Here is a 19,295-nt window from a genome sequence, read left to right as displayed (position 1 = left end):
TCTGACAGCTTGGGCAGGAGAACAGCATGTACGTGCCTCCGGCTGAATGAAACCGCGTGAAAACAGGCTGACCGATCACGTTTGAACACTTGGCGCACTTGGCCATGTCGAACTCCATTTCTCGAATCTATGACGAGGAGAATCGCCTATGGCGCGAACAGTCGCAGAGATCGAGGCTGATCTCCAGAAATACCGCGCGCGCCTGGATGAGGTGCTGGACCCGGCCCGCGCCGACCGTCTCAAGCATGGCGACCGCGAGATCGGCCGTGGATCCGGCAAGGATCTGGAACAGTCGATCCGCAACCAGATCAGCCTGCTCGAGCGCGAACTTGCCCGCGCTCTGGGCCGTCGCGGTCCGAACCGTCCTGTGGGGGTCTGATCATGTCCAACGCCATTGCCCGCCAGCGCGTGCGCAAGCGCCGCGCTGACGCCTCCGCGCGCCCGGCGCCCAAAGCCGACAGCCTGATGGTCAATCGCAGGCCGAGCCGCGCCCATGCGGCGGGCGATCCGTTCGACACCCAGTTTGCCGGATCCTTCAATTCGCACGGCTCCAGCGATGCCGACTGGCTGGGCGACCGGCTCACCGCTATCGCCCGGATCCGCGATGTCATCCGCAATGAACCGCTCGCCGCCTCGGGGGTGGAGCAAAAGCTGTCCCTGCTGGTGGGCGAGGGCTGGCAGTTCCAGTCCGCCCCCGATGCCGATGTGTTCGATCTCGATCCCGCATCCGAAGAGTACGAGGCGCTCGCCCGCTCGATTGAAAAGGCGTGGCGGCGCTGGGCGTCTGATCCGCTGGCCCGCAATGACTGGGAAGAGCGCCTGCCCTGGGATCTGCAGCTCGACCTGCTGGCCCGCAACTATATCGGGGCCGAAGGCGAGGGTTTGGCTCTGGTCCTGTTCGACGCCGAGTCCGAAACCTTCGGCACGCGGCTTCAGGTGGTCGATCCCGACCGTCTGGCCCAGCCTGCGGGCTGGCCCGATGGCGCGGGCGGCGAGATCGAGATCGAGGGGCAGGGCGGCGCAACCTATACGGCGCAGGCGTCCGATTGCCGGGCGGGCATTGCCCGGGATGAGCGGGGCCGCCCCATCGCCTATCACATCCTCGACGCGCACCCTCATGATATTGGCCTTGCCGGCGTCATGGGCCAGTTCGCCGGCCGCTGGTATCCGGTGCGCACGCCGGGCTTTGAAACCGACACCCGCCCCTGCGTCCTGCATGTCATGAAGCAACGCCGGGCCGGTCAGTCGCGCGGCATTTCCGACTTTGTCGCGGCGCTCGGCGCCTATGCCGCCTTCCGCGATATGGGCGAGGCTGAACGCCGCGCCCGCATCATCAACGCCCTGGTCGTGGCGCAATACACCAGCGCCATGTCCGACCCCGAGGCGTTGGCCGAGATTCTCGGCACGGAAAACGCCGACGGCGTCCTCGCCAACCGGGTCCAGTATTACGAAGAGTATGGCGTCGGCACCGTGGCGGGCTCGCGCGTCATCCAGCCCTATCCGGGCGACAAGCTTGAATGGAACTCCGAAACCCGCTCGGCCAATGAATGGGTGGACGCTATGTCCTTCCTGGCGTTGCAGGCGGGCATGCCGCTGGGGCTGGGCTATTCCATGGCCACGCGGGACTTTTCGCGCACCACCTTCAGCTCGGCCCGCACCGAGATCAATGACGCCTTTCGCGCCATCAAGCGCGAGCGCTCGGTCATCCGCCTGCATGCGGTGCGTCCGCTCCGCCTCGCCGTCCTGCAAGAGGCCTATGACAGGGGCGAGTTGGCGGTCCCGCCCGGCGCCCCGTCCATCTGGGACGCCCCCGCCGCCTATATCGCGGGGCAGGATATCGGCCCGGGCCGCGAATATGTGGACCCGGTGAAAGAGGCGACGGGCGACCGCATGGAAGTCGAGAACCTCTCCGCTGCCCCGTCCGACATCGCCGCCCGCCGCGGCCAGAACTTCGACGATGTGGTCGCCCGCTCCGCCCGCGACAATCGCGCCATCCAACGCGCCGGGCTCCAGCTGGGCGATATCGGAACCATGGCCGCTGCGGCCTCGGGCCGGGATGAGGAAGAGCCGCCGCGGCAGGGCCGCTAGTTTTTACTGATCCTCGGGGCGTCCGCCCCTGCGGTTCCGGCCATAGGGCCGGGCGGGCGTCCGCCCTTGCGGGTCGCTATCGCGCCCCGGTTTTCCTGATCTAACGCCTCGGCGGGCATCGCCCGCCGCAAGCGCGACCGCGCGCCCGCGCCCATGCGCGGAACCGACCGAGCGGACGCGAGGAAGGACTTACAAAAATGCCCCAATCTCTCCGCTTGCCGAGCGGGCCGCAGCGCCTTGCGCTGGCCTCCGGCCATGACACGGCCCTGATGCACCCGGACTTCGCCCCCCAGGCGCGGCGCGCGGATATCGAGCCCGGCCTGATCTCGCGTCTGGCGCAGGGCTCGGCGGACATGCTCGAAGCCCTGACCGATGCGGTCCGTCCGCAGGCGGAGCGTGATGACTGGGCGCCGGAGATCCCCGAATGGGCCGAGGGTGGAGAGCGCACCCGGTCCGGCTTCACCCTGATCGACAATGTCGCCCTGATCGAGATCACCGGTGTTCTGATGTCGCGCGGTTTCGAGGGGTGGTTCTCGGGCTGCTACTGGCCCGGCTACCGCGATTACGTAGCGGCGGTGCGCGCCGCCAATGAGGATGAGCGCGTGGACGCCATCCTGCTGCGCTTTGATACGCCCGGCGGCTATGTGGCCGGCTGCGCCGAGGCGGCGCAGGCCCTGCGTGCCATGAACCAGTCCAATGGCGGCAAGCCGTTAATCGGTCATGCGGATGAGCTGTGCGCCTCGGCGGGCATGAAACTCGCCGCCCAGTGTGACGGGCTTTACGCCAGCGACGGCGCGATGGTCGGCTCGGTCGGCGTCCGGATCGGGTTTTTCGATTTCGAGGGCGCCCTCGAACGGTGGGGCGAGCGCTCGCACCTCTATAAATCCGGACGCCTGAAGGATATGGGCTCGCCCCTGCGTGCGCCCACCGATGAAGAATCCGCGATCTATCAGGCCGAGGTCGATCATCTGGCCGATCGCTTCTATGTCGAACTCGCCCTTGGTCGCGGGCTGGATCTCGAGGCCGTCCGCGAGTCTCGCGGCTGGGAGGCGCGCACCTTCACGGCAGGCGATCCGCCGCCGCCGGCGGAACTCGATCCGCTGGCCGTCGATCTGATCGACGGCGTCATGGCCGAGCAGGACGCCTTCGCCATCGCGCAATCCCTCGCGGGAACGCCCGCTGCGGTCAATCCGCCCAATCCCGTATCCGTCAGCGCCGCGGCCAGCCGCGCGGCGTCCTGCGATGAGGCCGAACAGGGCCGCTCTGTTCCCGCGGCTGGTCAGATGGAGACCCCCATGTCCCTCAAAGCGAAGATGGCCGCACTGGTGGCCAAGGCCTCGGGCGGCGACGCCAACGCCCAGGCCGAACTCGATGACATCCGCAGCCTGATCGCTGCCAGCGCCGAAACCGAAGACGACGCCGACGCCATGGACGGTGAAGACGAAGACGCCGCCAACGGTAAAGGCGAGGGCGAAGACGACGCCGAAGCGACTGACGGCGAGGATGATGATACCGCCAACGCCGAAGGCGAAGACGATGACGCCGCCGACGCTGAGGATGGCGAGGATGACGATGCGGAAGCCCGCGCCGACAAGATCCTCAACGCGCCCGAGGCCAAGGGCCGTGAAGCCCTGGCCGGCAAGCTCGCCGTCAAGGTGGCCGGCGGCAAGCTCACCCCCGCCGAAGCCCTCGACATGCTGAAAACCTCGCCCAAGGGCGAGAGCGACTTCCGCAAATCCGCCAGCGCCTACACGCCGAAAGGTGCGAAGCCGGGCTCGGGTGCAGGCTCCGGTGCGCCGAAAGGGTCGGGCGCGGATGCGCTGCTGTCTCAGGCGCACAAGAGCCTGTCCGCCTTCAGGAACTAGCGGGCGGTTTCGCCTGCTCGGCCCTCGCGGGGGCGGCCATAAAGGCCCTCGCACCCACCATCACGAAAGGAAGAGGGAACAATGTCTCTCATGGTGTCTACCGGGGCTGAGCCGAAAGCCCCCTCTGATGTGGTCAAGTATGAAACCCATCAGTCCTTCACCCGCACGTCCGGCCTGTTCAAGGCAGGATCCGGCGCGGCGGTGTCCATCGCCCTGGGGCTGATCCTCGGCCTGTCCGGCGCCCTGTCCATCGCTGGTGCGGCGGATGACGGCATTACCGGAAATGGCGCGATTTCCGGCGTCGCTCTGGGAGCCAAGGCCCAGCCGGGCGTCTACAGTGTTGAAGCAATCTCGGCGGGCACGAACACGGCCACCTTTGCGGTGTTTGATCCGTCGGGCAATCGTCTGGCCGATGCGGTCACGGGCACGCCCTATGACAATGGCCAGATCGCCTTCGCCATCGCGGACGGCGCGACCGACTTTGTGGTCGGCGACAGCTTTTCGATCACCGTGACCGAGACCAACGCAGGCAAGTATGTCCCGCTCGATCTCAGTGCGGTCGATGGCGCCCAGACGGTGGCCGGCATCGCCCTGGCTGATCTGACCGTGCCCGATGGCGCGGATGCGCCCGGGCTGGTGCTGGTGAACGGCCCGGCTTTCGTGCTGCGCAAGCACCTGACCTATCCCGATGGCGCCAGCGCTGCCCAGAAAGCCGCCATCGATGCGGCGCTTCTGGCGCGTCAGATCAAGGTCGTGGACGCGGTCTGATCTGAGCAGGGCGGCGCGCCGCCCTGATCTCTTCTCAATCCCTCACGGCGCCACTGCGGCGCTGTCTTCACATGGATACGGCGCCGCAGCGCGACGCCGTCAGGGAGCCCCCTATGCCTAAGTTCAATTTTCCGTATTCCGCCCGCTCCATGACCATGGAGGTGCGCAAGCACCCCTTGCGTTATGGTCTCGTTTCGTCACTGAACATCTTCCCGCTGGAGCCGATTGACTCCACCTTCGTGCAGGTCACCGAAGACAATGGCGTCCTGCAGGTTCTGGCCGCCAAGGAGCGCGGCGCGCCCGGCCAGAAGTCTGACAACGGACGGCAGAATCTGAAGATCTTCCAGGTGCCGCACTTCCCGGTCGAGGATCAGATCCTGGCCAGTGATCTGCAGGACCGCATGATTGTGGTGGAGGGCCGGGAAGTCCGCGCGAACCTGCCCATGGAGCTGGCCAAAAAGCAGCGCACGATCGCACGAAAGCACGCCATCACGGCGGAGTATCTGCGGGTTCAGGCGCTCAAGGGCATCATCAAGGATGGTGACGGCACGACTTTGTCCAACCTCTACACCGATTTCGGCGTCAGCCAGCATGTCGTCTATTTCGACCTCGACAATGAAGAGGCCGATATCCGCGGCGCGGATGAAGCGCTGCGGGGCTATATCGAGGACAACCTTCTGGGCGAAACTCTGGCCGAAGTCGAAGTGCTCGTCTCGCCGGAATTCTTCGGCAAGTTCGTCGAGCATCCGAAAGTGAAGGCGCTTTATGAAGCGCAGGACAAGCGTGAGCTGCGGGACTTGCCTCGCTATACTGAAGCGGGTGCGACTGGGCGCATGTTTAACCCGTTCGGCCCGGTCACCTATGTTGAATATCGCGGCTCGGCCCCGACCAAATCCGGCTCTGAGCGCTTCATTGCTGCGGGCGAGGGCCATGCCTACCCCGTGGGCACCTCTGAAACCTTCGCCACGTTTGCCGCCCCGGCGGACACCCTGTCCGAACTCAATGATCTGCCGACGATCATCGACATGGATCTGGGAGATAATGCGGGTCGCTTCGCCTTGCCGATCTTCATGTCCGCCGAGCTGATGAAGCACGGCAAGGGCGTGGAGCTGTGGTCGGAATCCAACTTCCTGCCGCTCTGCAAACAGCCCAAGGTCCTGGTCAAGGTCAGCGCCTCCGCCGATCCGGGCTAACCCGACCTCCCCAGCCTGATCAGCTCCCGGGTGCGCCCGGGGGCTGATCGCCTTTTCCCGTTCCTTGGCCCGTCCGGGCCTGCGGTCCTCGCTTCGCTGCGGGCGCGCGGTTGCGCTTGCGGCGGACTTCGCCCGCCGTCGGGTGATCACTCACACCGGGGCGCGCCAGCGACCCGAAAGGGCGAACGCCCGCCCGGCCCAATGGCCGGAACCGCAGGCCCGGACGGGCCGAGGAGGGTGTCATAACTTCCTTCGATCAAGCCTTCGAAACCGCCTTCGGCGACGCCTCGGGCGCGACCTTCGGCGAGCCGATGGACTATGCCGGGCCGGGCGGGAGCCCTGTGGTGCTGGCGGTTCCGGTGATCCTCGATGACACGACCGAGCCGCTCAATGCGGGCGAGTTCGGCTCGATGCGCGCGGCGCGCCGCACCGGCACGGCCTTCCGCAAGGCCTTCCTCGCCGCCGGCGTCGAGCCCGTGAAGGGCGGAACCTTCACCCGGTCCTCGGGTGCAGTCCTGACCTTGTCCGAAGCCCCCACCGGCCCCGACAGTGTCGGCCAGTACACCTTCGATTTTGGCGCGTGATCTCTCACGCCGGGCCGCGCAAGCGGCTCGCAAGCGCGACCGCGCGCCCGCAGCGAAGCGAGGACCGCAGGCCGGAGGCCGAGGAAACAAGACTCGCGGAACCGCAGGCCCGGACGGGCCGAGGAACAAGAAAAAGGTTCACACCATGCTGCGCCGCTTCCTCTCGCGTCTCGGGCGCGATCCTGATTTCATCATCGGCACCAAAGCTGATCCCTATATCCGCCGCTGGTGGATCCTGCCCCGCAATCGCTGGTTCAATATCTATCTGCACAACATCCTGCGCAGTGATGATGACCGGGCGCTGCACGATCATCCCTGGTGGAATGTCTCAATCGTGCTGAAGGGCGGGTATGTCGAGGTGCTGCCCGGCCCGGGCGGCGTAACGGATCCCGATACCTTCCGACGGATATGGCGCAGACCGGGTTCTGTTCTCGCCCGCCGGGCGGGCGCTGCGCATCGGCTCGAGATCCACGACCGTTCGGCCTGGACCCTGTTCATCACCGGCCCGCGCATCCGCGAGTGGGGCTTCTACTGCCCCAGGGGCTGGGTGTTCTGGAAACGCTTTGTCGCCAGCGATAACCCCGGCGCGATCGGTCGCGGTTGCGGAGAGGATTAGAGCCTCGGCGGATTTATCCGCCGCAAGGGCGACCGCCCGCCCGCGCTCGTGCGCGGAACCGCAGGCCCGGACGGGCCGAGGAACCAGAATCATGTACCTCAACTCCACAGCCTTCGGAATCGACGTCTCGGTCACCGAGGCGCTCGCCGCCGATATCGACGCCACGGTCGAGGAACTGGCCGAAGCGGCGATGGCGGCGGCGGACGCGGTCGCGGACTGGGGCAAGTCCCAGTTACGGGCCGACACTGCACCGGCTCTGGGTGACCGGGTGTCCAAGGCGTGGCGGTCGCGGGTCTTCCCCCGGCGGGGCGCATCCCTGACGCCGACCATCAGCTGGTGGAGCAATGCGCCCCATATCATCCGCGCCTTCTCCGAGGGGGTGACCCTGCGGTCGGAGTCCGGCTTCTGGCTGGCGATCCCGACCGAGAACGCGCCGCAGGCGGGGCGGTCCTTTGGGACCAGCGGGCGACTGCGCCGGGCGCGCAAGCACGCCATCACCGAAGCCGAGCGCCGCTTCGGCAAGCTGCGCTATGTGGCGATCCCGGGCCGTAAGCTCGCCCTGTTGGTCGCCGACCGGGTCCGCATGGGCGGGGGCAAGAAACCGCGCTATCGCAGCGCTACGGACGCGGCCCGCCGCCGGGGCGACTTCGAGAACGGCGTCGTCATGTTCGTGCTGGTCCCGCAAGTGCGGATCCCTAAACGGATCGACCCCGACAGCGTCGCCGACGCGATCGGGCGCGAAGGCCTCACCCGTTTCGCCCGGGCGTTCGAAGAGATCACCTCGCGTCGATTTGGATAATCGACGAGAGGTTTGTTTTAGCTCCTCGGCCTCCGGCCTGCGGTTCCGCGCATCAGCGCGGGCGGCCTTTGGCCTTGCGGGCCGCTGACGCGCCCCGGTGTCAATGATCAAGCGCCTCGGCGGGCTGGCCCGCCGCAAGCGCTACCGCGCGCCCGCGCTCGTGCGCGGAACCGACCGAGCGGACGCGAGGAAGGATAGCAAACAATGCCCACCACGCATGACGATATTGTCGAGGCGCTCAAGTCCGTGATCTCCACCGCCCTGGCGACCGTCGAGGGCGCGCCTGCGCTCGAATATGACGAGCCGCGTCTCGCGGATCCGCAAGAGACCGGCGTGAACCGCTTCCGGGTGAGCCTGATCCCGGGACGCCGCGCGCCGGATACTGACCAGCTGGCCGGGTCTGATCTCTGGATGGTGACGGCCCTCTTTAAGCTCGGCCTTCATGGTGTGGGGGCGGATGACGACGCCCGTCAGGCGCTGATGTCTCAGATGACGGGCGCCATCGCCACGGCCCTTGCGACGGACTGGTCGCTCGGCGGCGTCGCCAGCTTTGCCCGCCTGATCGAGCTGGATCCCGATACGTCCAAAGAGAAGGGCTACGCGCCTGAGAACCTGTTCGACATCGGTATAGAGGTCGAGTTCGACAGCCTCTCGCCCGTTGGTTGAGGAAACCGGGGCGCATAGGCGCCCCGCAAGGGCGACCGCCCGCCCGGCCTGATGGCCGGAACCGCAGGGGCGGACGCCCCGAGAAACACAAAACCGAAAGGACATCACCATGCCGACGAAAGCCAGCACCAGCCCGAAAGCCAAGGCTCCGGCCAAATCCACCGCCAGGCCTGACGCAGATCCGGCGCTGGATCTCGACAGCACGGCCTCTGAAGCTGAAACCGGTTCAACTTCAGCCGAGCCGACCGCGTCTGAAGCGCCCGAAACCGGCGCGTCAGAGCCGGAAACGTCCAGTGAAACTGAAGCCGTTTCAGCTTCTGGCGGCGCAGAACCGGAACAAGACGCGGACAAAACCGCTTCTGAGACGGTCCCGGCGGCGACCGGCGTGCGCCAGATCTACCTGCTCAAGCAGTCAAAGCTGGGCCCCGTCGGCAAGGTCGTGCGCCTGACCCATCGCAAGATCGCAGATCTTGGCCTGAAACACGGCGAAGACTTCCGCACGCCAACGGCTCTCGAACTCGCCATTGGCGGATAATCTTATCTTTCCCTGACTCCTTCGGCCCGTCCGGGCCTGCAGGTTCCGGCCAACGGGCCGGGCGGGCGTTCGCCCTTGCGGGTCGCTATCGCGCCCCGGTCTTAATACTCAACCGCCCCGGCGGGCGAAGCCCCGCCGCAAGCGCGCCCGCGCGCCCGCAGCTTTAGCGAGGAAGCGCAGGCCCGGACGGGTCGAGCAAAGCGAAGCTTCAAACAAAAAAGGACACACACCATGACGGCTCAACTCGTTGGGCGGCTGTCGCTCGCCCATATTCTGGCCCAGGCGGTGGCGGGCACGCCCGCTGACGGCAATCACCAGCCCGTGGATTATTACCGGCTGACGCCGCGGCGCAATGATCCGTTGGTGGATGATCCCATCATCGGCTCGGACCTTCACAATGTGATGGATGCGCAGGCTCCGGCGGACGGTCTGGTCGAGGCCTCGCTCGATCTGACCGTACCGCTGTGCATGGCCCAGCTCGGCCTCTATCTGCCGCATCTGCTCAGCGCTGCCGCCCCCTCGGGTTCTGGGCCGTATGACCATGTCTTCACGTCCGGTCAGCGTGAGGTGCCGGGCGCCAGCATGGTCTGGGCCGAGGGCGCGAAATGGCGCCGCGCGCACACCTGGGCGCTGCAGCGCATGGAGATCGGCGTCGCGCCTGAATCCGGGCGCCGTCAGGTGACCTTCTCCGGCCCGTGTTCGGATATCGAGAATCTCGATTCGAGTCCGCTCGGCACGGCGCTGGATGCGCTGACGCGCGCCATCATGCCGGCGGGGCCGGGCGCGGTGCTGCGCTATGGCGGCACGGTCATGGCCAATGTCCCGCGCGGCACGGTGCGTTATGAGCGCCCGCTCGACCCCTTCCGTCCGGCGGGCCGCGCCGACCGCACGGTCGCCGAGTTCACGCCCGAGGTTGGCGGCAATTTCACCGGAACGCTTGATCTGCGGGTGAAGGACAACGCCTTCTATGAGATCGCCCGGGCCAAGACGGCGGCGGCGCTGTCCATCGAGTATGAGCTCGGCGCGAACTCCAAGCTGGTGCTGGCCTGTCCCGCCATGCGGTTCGAGCCCACCGAGCGCGCGGTCGAGGGCGAGGGCCTGCGCACTGAATCCTACGCCTTCCGGGGCGAGCAGACGGATTCGGCCCCGGTTCTCACCGCGACGCTGACCAACAGCGTCGCCAGCTATCCGGCGGGGGCGTGATGCGGCTTGATCTGACACCGCCCAAAACGGGCCGTTTTGAAACCCTGACCTTTCCGGCTCTGGCCGACGGCGAGGGGGAAAGCCGCGTCACCCCCAGCTGGCGTCTGGCCCTGCCCAGCGTCGCCAGCGAGCGCGCCGCCTGGTCCCTCGCGCGTCGCGCCACGCCCGGGCGGGATGAGGGGGAGGGCGAGAGCGCCTATATCGACCGCCTGCGTGAGCATCTCGCCGCCCATGGCGCGATCCTGCCCGAGGGTCGGCTCGACATCACCGCCCGCGTCGAGGGCGCCATTCAGGCCGTGGCCCTGTCCGCCCATGCCGAGGCGCTGATCCTCGACTGGGAGGGCTTCGGCAATGCCGAGGGCGAGGCCATCGAGCCTGATGCCGTCTCGATCTGCGCCGCCATGCGTCTGCCCTATATCGCCAACCGCTTCGAGAACTGGCTGATGCGCAAGCTGGCCGGGATATCGCAAGAGGGAAACGGCTAAGCGCCCTTTGCAAATACCTGTTTGCAGGGGGCGATGAGAATTGCCGCGACTGCGCCGCGATGGGCGAGGCTTGCGCCAGCGGCGGGCGGGTGCGCGATCCGCGCTGTGACGGCCCGGATGATCCGCCCGGCTATCTCTGCCCGCAGGTTGAACACGCCCCGCACTCCTGGGCGGGGCAACGCCTGCTCGACCTGATCAAGCGCGGAACCATCCTTCGCCGCGGCTTCGCCGGGGTGGACGGGATCGACATGGAAGAGGCCCGGCGGCGTATGCCTGACGTGCCCGATCACGAACTCAATGACCTGATCGACGCCGCCGAGGCGGGCCTGTTCGCAGGCCTCGCCCTGCGTCAGTCCCGCAAGGCGGGGGAAGGAGGCGCGGATGGCCAATAATCGCAAGGCCGGGTCTGTCGTTATCCGGCTGGATCTGCGCGGTCAGGAAGATCTGATGCGCCGCCTCAATGCGCTGGGCCCGGCGGGCGAGCGTGTCGGGCGGGATCTGTCCCGCGCGATGCAGCCCATCAAGCGCGAGGGCAAGCTCGCCAAGGCGACCATTGTCGAGCTGGGTGACGCGGTGAAGGATGCTGCGTCTGAGGCCGGGCCTTTTGGCCGAATCCTCAGTTCGCTCGGACCCTATGGTCTGGCGGCTGCGGCAGGCCTTGGCGTGGTGGCTGTGGCGATTCGCGAAGCGCTGGTCCTGATGGAGCGCGCCAACCAGACCACGGACTTCGCCGCATCCATCACCAATGTGTCCCGGGTGGCGGGCGTCAGCGCCGAGAGCGTGCTGGTGTTCCGCGATTCCCTGCGTCTGGTGCGCGGCGATGCCGGACAGGCGGATCGAGCGCTGGAAGAGTTCGCCAAGCGACTGGGCGAGTTTCGCACGCTCGGCACGGGCGAAGCGCGCGAGGGTCTGTCCGCACTGGGTCTGGAGGCGCTGGGCGCCAATGATCTGCCCGTCGAGCAGGCGCTCGATCGCGTGCTGGAGCGTCTGGCCGAGATCGAGGATCCGGCCCGCCGTCTGGCGCTCGCGGACAAGCTGGGCCTGCGCGACGCCGCGCCCTTGCTGCAGCGCACGGGCGATGAGATCAGCCGGATCCGTGAACAGGCGGAGCTGGCCAATCAGGCGCTGACCGATGGCGCGCTCTCGCGCTTTGCCGAAGCGGCAGACCGGATTGCGGCGGCGGAACTGCGACAGGAACGCGCCCGCCAGATCCAGTCCCAAGCGCTGCTGGGCGCCGAAGAGGCCCGCCAGAACGCGCTGGCCCGGTTTGAAGAGCAGAAAGCGGCGCTTCTGCTGTCCCGGGTAGCACTGGAAGACCGCACCCTGTCCCAGCTCGAGCTGCAGGCGGACGTGCTGCAAGAGCAGATCACCCGGTATCGCAACATTCTTGGCGATGGCGCCCAGCTGGTGCGCGAACAACGCATGGCGGTCGTTGAGCTCGAACGCATGGAAGACCGTCTGGGGCGGATAAACGAGGCCTTGGCCGAACGTCAGCGCATAGTGGAGCTAACGGCCCGCGCCGAGTCCGATCTCGCCGCCAGCTATGTCCGGGCCCCGTCCGAAATGCCCGGCGCATCCAATGACAATGCCGCCAATCTCTCCGCCGAGCGCCGCCTCGAACTGGAAGCGCTGGTCGAGACCCGGATTCGCGGACTGATGACGCCGGTCCAGCAACTGGCCGAGCTGGAAAGCGATCTCAACGCCGCGCGCCGGGCGGGGCTGGAGATCAGCGGCGACCAGATCGCCGCCATTCTGGCGCAGGAACGCGCCCGGCTGGGCGTTGTCACGGCGATGGAGCGCGAACTGCGCCTGCGTCAGGATCTTCTGGATATGTCGGGGGTGGTTCCGCGCCTGCGTCCGGGCAAGGCGCCCGGCGATCCGTCCGATCCGGGCGGCGCGGACAATCCGGTGATCAACACCGAAGCCGACAAGGCGAAAGAGCGCGCCTATGAGATCGCCCAGGCCCAATCGGGCCGGGCGCTGGGCGGATTGCGCCGCATGGCGGAAGACGCGCAGGACACCGCCGGCCAGATCGATGATCTGGCGACCGGATCCCTGCGCATCATGAGCGGCGAGCTGGGCCTTGTGGCGCAGAACGCCCAGTCCGCTGGTGACGCGTTCGAGAATATGGGCCGTCGCATGCTCGCCATCATGGTTGAAATGGCCATGCAGCGCTTTGTCCTGGGCCCGATTGCGGGCGCGCTGTTTGGCCCGCTGGAAGGTCTGTTCAATCAGGGGTTCAAAGGCGCGGGCGGGACCAAGGGGCTGCCCGGTTTTGATCGCGGCTTTGAGGGCATGATCAGGGGCAATCCGGGCATCGACAACAATGTCCTCGCCCTCAATGGTCGGCCCTTCGCCCGCGTCTCTGACGGTGAATCCCTGATGATCGGGCCCAGCCTGGGCCAGCGCGCCCAGCCGAACGTCACCGTCAATGTGATCGGCGCGCCGGGCGGCGCCCGCGTCAAGCAACGCCAGACCGATAACGGGCTGGAGCTGGATGTCATCCTCGATCTGGTGCGCGAGACGGCGGCCAACACCGCTGTCGAAGTCTCCGCCGCCGCTGCCAAACAGACACAAGGCGGGCTGAGCCAGTCGCTCGCCCAACAGACTGCCCTGAAGGGCTAGGGGGGATCATGGCTCTGGATGTCTGGCCCTTTATCGGGCGCCGCAAGCGCCATGGCGCGACTCTGGTCGGCGCGGCGGTTATTGCCGGGCGCTCAAAGTCTGGCGTCATCGCCACGGCGAATTTCTCGGGCGGGGGCTTCTGGACCGCGCGCGAGGAGTGTTCGCTGCGCAGTGATGCTGTCAAACTCGACTGGAACGGTTTCATTGATGGCTGTGATGGCGGCTCGACGCCTGTGATCGTGCCCCTGAAAAAGCGCATCACCACGCCCGAGGATGTCAGCGCGATCGCCCTGTCTGCGGATGCGGTCGCCCGCGCCACGGTGCTGAGCGTGCTGGTCACCGGCGGTGGCGCGCTCAAGCGCGGCCATGTCTTCACGATTGACCATCCCGGTTGGGGGCCGCGCTTCTACCGGATCGAGTCCGCGACGGCGCAATCGGGCGGACTGTGGTCGATCAGCGTGCGCCCGCCCTTGCGCGAAGCGGCCGCCTCCGGAACCGCGCTCGACATCGCGGATCCGCGCTGCGTGATGGTCCTCGCCAATCCCGAGGCTGCGACCGTGGATGAGGATGGCGAGACGGTCATCCAGAGCAAGACCGTTGAATGGCGCGAGCATATGGAGCGGATCAATGGCGCTGTTTAGCGATGAACAGCGGACGGCCATGCGAGAGGCGGGCAATCGCTTCGCCCTGCTGTTCCGGCTGGCGACGCCGAATCCGGTCCGCATCTGGTCAGGCCCGGGTGAACTACCGGTCCCCTCCGATCCGGTGGTGGAGAAAACAGACGGTGCGCTTTATCGGGGTCTCGGGGCCTTGCCGGATCTACCGACGCTGGAATCCCTGTTCAATGGCACGGCCAGCCGCATCGAGCTGTCCCTGAGCGCGCCGGATGAAGACGGGCGTCTGGCGGCGCTGGCAGAATCCGAAGCGGTCTCGGCACGCAATCGCCAAGCGGTGTTCGGGCTCTGGCCGCTGGACAAAGGCTGGCAGCCCGTGGGCGCCGTGCGCTGGATCCGACGCGGTGTGTCTCACGGAGTCTCTGTTAATCAGGATGGTTCCGATCCAACGCGCCCGACCTCGACCGTTTCGATCTCGATTGGGTCGAGCTTTACCGGTCGACGTCAGGCCAAGGCGTTTTTCTGGACGCCGACCGATCAGGCGCTCGACGCGCCCGGCGATCGCGGTTTCGACAATGTGGCGGCGCTGTCTGAAGGCGTTGAGAAGAAATGGCCCAAGGCGTGAGTGCGGATCTCGCGCGCTGGCTCGATCACGCCGCCGGCGCGGACTTCGCCAATTGCGCCGCCTTCACCGCTGACTGGGTGGAGCGGGCGACCGGCGAACATCCCGCGCCATGGGTGCACGATCTTTCCGAACAGGACTGGCGCGCGGCGTTGGCGCAGCGCGGCGGCATGCGGCGCGTCCTGGCCGAGGTCGCTGAAGGCTGCGGCGCGCGGGCGGTGGCCTGTTCGAAAGCCCGCCCCGGCGATGTGGGGCTGGTGACCACTCTGGATTCAAACGGACGCCGGAACCGGGTCTGCGCCGTGCGGGCGCCCGCCGGGGGTTGGGCGCTTTGGGCGGGCCGGGACGGTCTGGTGATTGCGCCGGTGGATGCGCTGAAGGTGTGGAGGGTTGTTTATGGCTGAAACCGCCGCCGCTTATATCTTCAAGGTTGTCGCCTCCACCGCGCTCAAGGCGGGCGCCTCCAAGGCGGCTGCGGCCTTCCTGGCGAAAAGTGCGGTTTTCGCCGCCAAGGTCGGCCTGACAGTCGGCGCCTCCGCCGCCCTCAACGCCGCCTTTGCGCCCCGCGTCAGCACGCCCGACAGTCGCATCGCGCAGCGCCAGCCCACCCCCGAACGCGCCGCCGCCTTTGGCCGGGTCCGTTCGGCGGGGGCGTATTCGCTCTATTCCACCTCGGGCGGGGATTCCATCGACGTGCTGGCCTTCCATGACGGCCGCATCGCAGGGATCGACCAGATCTATTTGCATGATGACCTTGTGACCCTGGGAACCGGCCCGCTGGGCGCGGGCTTTGTGCAGGGGGATTCGCGCACGGGGCAGTATTTCGAGGCGATCTATATCGACACCCGCCTGGGGACGGCGAACCAGTCCGCCTTCACCCGGGCGCGCAGCAAGGTTCCGGGCGAATGGTCATCCCAGCACTGCATGGACGGCGTTGCGGCGCTGGAGCTGCTGTGCCTCGGCCCGAAAAAGGAACGCCTGCCCAAAGTCTACCCGCTGGGCCTGCCGCGTCCTTCGGTGGTCTATCGCGCCCAGTACTGTTTCGACTTCCGCCAGTCCGGCCAGTCGGTTGAGAACTGGCGCGGCTGGACGCCGGGGTCCCGCAATCCGGTCCTGCAGATGGTCACCTATATGTGCAATCCGGCGGTTCCGGATCCGGTAGAGCCGGATCGCGCGTTGGGTTTGGGCATGGATTTCGACACCGAGATCGCGCCCCATCTCGACGCCTGGATCGCCGCCGCCAATGCTTGTGATCAGCTCGTGCCGAAAAAGGGCGGCGGGACCGAGCCGCGCTATCAGTGCGATTTTGAATACTATGTCGGCGAAGACCCGGCAGACACAATTGCGCGCTTTCTGGCGTCCTGCGATGGCTGGATGTCCGAAACCGGCGATGGCGCCCTGACGATCAAGGTCGGCGCGTATGACGGCTCGGCGGTGGAGATCAATTCTGACTGGGTGATCGGTCACGCCATCAATCGCGGCGTGCCTGATGAACAGCTGAAGAATGTCTTTGTCGGATTCTACACCGACCCCGATAAGAAGTTCAGTCAGGTCGAGGGCGCGCCCTGGTACGATCAGGGGTCCATCGCGCTGACCGGCAAGCGCCGTTATGAGCGCGTGCCGATGACTCAGGTCCAGTCCCATGGCCAGCTGACGCGCCTGCTCAAACGCATCGCCCTGCGTCGCAATGCCGAGGCGCGCGGAACCCTGCGCCTGTCCCTGCCGGCGCTCGACCTGATGGGTGAGCGCTGGCTGAAATTCCCGATGGACTTTCCCAATTCGGAGTTCCTGCGCGGCAAGATTGTCGAGGTCGAGGCGCTGGAGATTGATTTCTCCGATGGCGGCGCGGTCATTCTCGACTGGGCGATCTATGACACGGATGCGGACACGTTCGATCCGGATACAGAGGAGGGCGCCGCACCGCCCGCGCCCTCTGAAAGTGAGTTGTCCACCCCGCCCGTGATCGATGTTGGCGATGTCAGCGCCGCGCTGGACACCGAATCCCGCTTTGGCGGTCAGCGTCAGGCGGTGGCTGTGCTCACCTTCCCGGCGCCCGTTCGCTCATACGATATTGCCGGCGCGGGCTCGGTCGATGTGCCGCGCACGGATCTGGGCTGGCGTGTGCGCTGGCGGGTTCGGCCCTCCGGTGGTTGGACGGAAAGCGCGATCAGCGGCGATGTGATCGAAGGCGACGAGGTGAGCGGCTGGACCGTGCGCCTGCGCACGCCGGATCTGCCCCGTGCGGCGCTCGATCTCCAGATCGCAGCGGTCGGCCCGCGCGATGATCAGGGCGACTGGTCGGACTCTGTGCCGGTCGATGTGGACGCCGCAACCGCCCCGGCTCTGGCTGCGCCAGCCAATGTTACGGCGACGGCGGCGCTCGAGGAGAGCGAAGGCGGGGTGAAACGCCCGGCGCTGACTGTCAGCTTTGACCCCATCACCAGCCCCGAGGCGCAGATGGTGCTGATCGCCATCAAACCCGCCGGGGATCCGGACAGCGCCTTTGCCCAGATCGACGCGATCGAGCCGCGCCTGGGCGGCAAGACCATCTATACCATCCCCTATGGCCGTACTGTGGATGTGGGTCTGCAAACCTGGGCGCAATGGCGCGAGCCGTCCGACTGGGCGGTGGTCGAAGGCGTGGAGATCCCGGGAGAGGTGGTCGCGTCGGATGCGACCATCCCGTCAGAGCGCATCGACGCCGCTCGTGATGCCATTAACGACGCGCTCGGCGCCGCGAACGAAGCGTTCGAAGACGCGGCGGGCCAACTGGCGGCGGTAGCCGACACGGGCGCCCGGCTGTCGCTCAAGACTTGGCTGCGCGATCCGCTTCTGACGGGGCTTGAGGGCTGGAAAGCCCCCGGCGGTGTTCTGCAGATTGTCGCGGGCGATCCGAACGCGCTTCAGGCCTATTGGCCGTTCGACGGCACGGGCGAGCAGTCTGATCGAGTTTTGATCTGGCCGGTCAATCAACCCATCGCGGCCAGTCGCTATGTACAGGCGGCGTGCGAAGTTGGGGTTCTCGGATCTGTCTCAGAAGTCATCCTCAAGGCTCTGTGGTTGGACGCTGCCGGCGACCTTATCAGCTCCGCTGAAATCGACCGAGGCAGCGAAGGTCGCCTTGAGGGCATTGCGACAGCCCCGGCGGGCGCTGCGGCCGTTCAAATCCGGTGCGTACCAGTGGTCGAAGAAGCCGCGGGTGGTGCGTTTTATATCCGCCGCCCTCAAGCGGCGTATGCGCTCCCCGGTCAACAAGACGTCGATCCCTTCGCCGCCCCCGGCGACGAGCTGATGGCTCGGATCGAAACTCTAGAGCGCCTGCTTGGCGGCACCGCCGAGTTTCAGCGGAACCAGCTTGTCGAGAACCGGGACGCAAGAGCCTGGACGCGTGAGCGCTTCCTGGCGACGGTTGATCTTCAAAACGCAGTCGCCTTGATCGATCTGACGGCGAACGCCACGTTTAAAGGCGTCAAGGATACAGTCGACGGCCTTCCGAACGATGTTCTCAGCGCCGCGTCTGCCCGTGGGATCTACCTTGCGAAAGCCGATCTTCAGAGCGCTGTCGCCCTGATCGACCTGACGGCTAACTCCGCTTTTCAAAGCGTCAAGCAAAAGGTCGATGGCCTGCCAAACGAGACTCTTTTGACGGTCTCGGGGGCGAACCTCACCTTCCTGGCAAAGTCTGACCTCGAAAGCGCACTGTCGAACATTGACCTGTTCACCTACAGCTCGATCACCGAGAACACGAGCAAGGTCATCTGGAGTGCGACCACGCCGGCCGTCGGGGATTACAAAGAGGGCGACGTTTGGGTTCGCGTCAGCGACAAAGCCTGGCATGTCCACGACGGCTCTCAATGGGTGTTGGCGCGTGACGAGGGTCTCGTCACGACGGCCTTCGCCGGAGCGAATTACCTCACAGAGACCAGTTTGCAGAGCGCGCTTGCGAGCGTGAACTTCAGCGCGTTGACGTTCTTCGGCGGCATCCCGGCGGGCGCTACCAGTTGGCTCGAAGCGTTCCAAGACATCGAAGGACGACTGCTCGCCACCTACGGCTTCCGTCTCGATGTGAACGGCAAGATCGCCGACATGCAGGCGTTGAACGATGGGACGACGTCTGAGATCGCGTTCAATTTCGACGCTTTCAAGATCTACACGGGCTCAGCAGATGTCCAACCCTTCACCTTCGCAAACGGCGTGCTTGAGGGGCAGAACTTCGTCTTCGACGGCGGCTACATCAAAGACCTGACCGTCGACACGTTGCAGATCAAAGACAACGCGATCAGCCAAACGGCTTCGGCGGCGGCGACCTCCGGCACACCACAGACCAGCGTCACGTCAAGCGGCGGGTCCGTGCTGGTGATTGCCTCTCTCTATTTCCAGACGCTCGCCACGGCGGGCCAAGAGCACGCCATCCAGAGACAGATCGGCGCGGGTAGCTGGACCACGATCAAATCCATCACAGGCAACCCGGGCAACTCGCTCTGCCTCGCCACGGTCGATCAACCCGGCGCGGCCGGGCAGGCCCTCCGCTACCGCATCACCTCACCCACCAGCACTTTCCTCAAAGAGCTGGCCTTTCTGCAGATCGTGAAATGATGAAGACACGGTATTGGCATACGCGCGATGAAGACG

General features: G+C 66.3%; 18 protein-coding genes. All 18 read left to right on the top strand.

Annotated elements, in window-relative coordinates; translation table 11 throughout:
- Positions 1 to 148 precede the first annotated feature (148 nt).
- The 18 genes from B2Z70_RS14015 to B2Z70_RS13930 all read left to right on the top strand — a co-directional run bounded on the left by B2Z70_RS14015 (position 149) and on the right by B2Z70_RS13930 (position 19,259).
- Positions 149 to 379, top strand: a complete 231-nt coding sequence (locus B2Z70_RS14015) for a hypothetical protein (protein WP_292984086.1) — start codon at positions 149 to 151, stop codon at positions 377 to 379.
- Positions 380 to 381: 2 nt separating this feature from the next.
- Complete coding sequence (locus tag B2Z70_RS14010; RefSeq protein WP_292984085.1) at positions 382 to 2,088, top strand: phage portal protein; 1,707 nt, start codon at positions 382 to 384, stop codon at positions 2,086 to 2,088.
- A 197-nt stretch (positions 2,089 to 2,285) separates the two neighbouring features.
- Positions 2,286 to 3,953 (top strand): S49 family peptidase, encoded by a 1,668-nt coding sequence (locus tag B2Z70_RS14005; protein WP_292984084.1) that lies wholly within the window; start codon positions 2,286 to 2,288, stop codon positions 3,951 to 3,953.
- A gap of 81 nt (positions 3,954 to 4,034) precedes the next feature.
- Entirely contained in the window at positions 4,035 to 4,721 is a 687-nt protein-coding gene (locus B2Z70_RS14000) for a head decoration protein (RefSeq protein WP_292984082.1), read from the top strand.
- Between the two features lie 113 nt (positions 4,722 to 4,834).
- On the top strand, positions 4,835 to 5,914 hold the full coding sequence (locus B2Z70_RS13995) for a major capsid protein (protein WP_292984080.1): 1,080 nt from the start codon (positions 4,835 to 4,837) through the stop codon (positions 5,912 to 5,914).
- A gap of 311 nt (positions 5,915 to 6,225) precedes the next feature.
- Entirely contained in the window at positions 6,226 to 6,498 is a 273-nt protein-coding gene (locus tag B2Z70_RS13990; RefSeq protein WP_292984078.1) for a hypothetical protein, read from the top strand.
- A 145-nt stretch (positions 6,499 to 6,643) separates the two neighbouring features.
- Positions 6,644 to 7,114: a hypothetical protein gene (locus B2Z70_RS13985; protein WP_292984076.1), complete on the top strand. Its 471-nt coding sequence runs from the start codon at positions 6,644 to 6,646 to the stop codon at positions 7,112 to 7,114.
- Between the two features lie 91 nt (positions 7,115 to 7,205).
- Positions 7,206 to 7,913 carry a DUF6441 family protein gene (locus B2Z70_RS13980; protein ID WP_292984074.1) on the top strand — a complete coding sequence of 236 codons (708 nt, stop codon included), beginning with the start codon at positions 7,206 to 7,208 and terminating at the stop codon, positions 7,911 to 7,913.
- A 204-nt stretch (positions 7,914 to 8,117) separates the two neighbouring features.
- Positions 8,118 to 8,579: a hypothetical protein gene (locus tag B2Z70_RS13975; RefSeq protein ID WP_292984072.1), complete on the top strand. Its 462-nt coding sequence runs from the start codon at positions 8,118 to 8,120 to the stop codon at positions 8,577 to 8,579.
- Positions 8,580 to 8,688: 109 nt separating this feature from the next.
- Positions 8,689 to 9,114, top strand: coding sequence for a hypothetical protein (locus tag B2Z70_RS13970; RefSeq protein ID WP_292984070.1), 426 nt, complete (start codon positions 8,689 to 8,691; stop codon positions 9,112 to 9,114).
- A 231-nt stretch (positions 9,115 to 9,345) separates the two neighbouring features.
- On the top strand, positions 9,346 to 10,317 hold the full coding sequence (locus tag B2Z70_RS13965) for a phage tail tube protein (protein ID WP_292984068.1): 972 nt from the start codon (positions 9,346 to 9,348) through the stop codon (positions 10,315 to 10,317).
- Positions 10,317 to 10,802, top strand: a complete 486-nt coding sequence (locus B2Z70_RS13960) for a hypothetical protein (protein ID WP_292984066.1) — start codon at positions 10,317 to 10,319, stop codon at positions 10,800 to 10,802. Before B2Z70_RS13965 ends, B2Z70_RS13960 begins: the two co-directional genes overlap by 1 nt.
- 89 nt (positions 10,803 to 10,891) lie before the next feature.
- Positions 10,892 to 11,194, top strand: coding sequence for a hypothetical protein (locus B2Z70_RS13955; RefSeq protein WP_292984064.1), 303 nt, complete (start codon positions 10,892 to 10,894; stop codon positions 11,192 to 11,194).
- On the top strand, positions 11,184 to 13,427 hold the full coding sequence (locus tag B2Z70_RS13950; RefSeq protein ID WP_292984062.1) for a coiled-coil domain-containing protein: 2,244 nt from the start codon (positions 11,184 to 11,186) through the stop codon (positions 13,425 to 13,427). Before B2Z70_RS13955 ends, B2Z70_RS13950 begins: the two co-directional genes overlap by 11 nt.
- An 8-nt stretch (positions 13,428 to 13,435) precedes the next feature.
- The gene (locus tag B2Z70_RS13945) at positions 13,436 to 14,068 is read left to right on the top strand and encodes a hypothetical protein (protein WP_292984060.1); all 633 of its coding nucleotides are present in this window, start codon (positions 13,436 to 13,438) and stop codon (positions 14,066 to 14,068) included.
- Positions 14,055 to 14,666 (top strand): hypothetical protein, encoded by a 612-nt coding sequence (locus tag B2Z70_RS13940; RefSeq protein ID WP_292984058.1) that lies wholly within the window; start codon positions 14,055 to 14,057, stop codon positions 14,664 to 14,666. Before B2Z70_RS13945 ends, B2Z70_RS13940 begins: the two co-directional genes overlap by 14 nt.
- Entirely contained in the window at positions 14,651 to 15,067 is a 417-nt protein-coding gene (locus tag B2Z70_RS13935) for a DUF6950 family protein (RefSeq protein ID WP_292984056.1), read from the top strand. Before B2Z70_RS13940 ends, B2Z70_RS13935 begins: the two co-directional genes overlap by 16 nt.
- Complete coding sequence (locus tag B2Z70_RS13930; RefSeq protein WP_292984054.1) at positions 15,060 to 19,259, top strand: phage tail protein; 4,200 nt, start codon at positions 15,060 to 15,062, stop codon at positions 19,257 to 19,259. The genes B2Z70_RS13935 and B2Z70_RS13930 overlap by 8 nt, the downstream gene beginning before the upstream one ends.
- Positions 19,260 to 19,295: the final 36 nt, after the last annotated feature.

The organism is Oceanicaulis sp. UBA6590 (assembly GCF_002433705.1).
GTDB lineage: Bacteria > Pseudomonadota > Alphaproteobacteria > Caulobacterales > Maricaulaceae > Oceanicaulis.
This window is presented reverse-complemented; position numbering and strand designations above follow the sequence as displayed.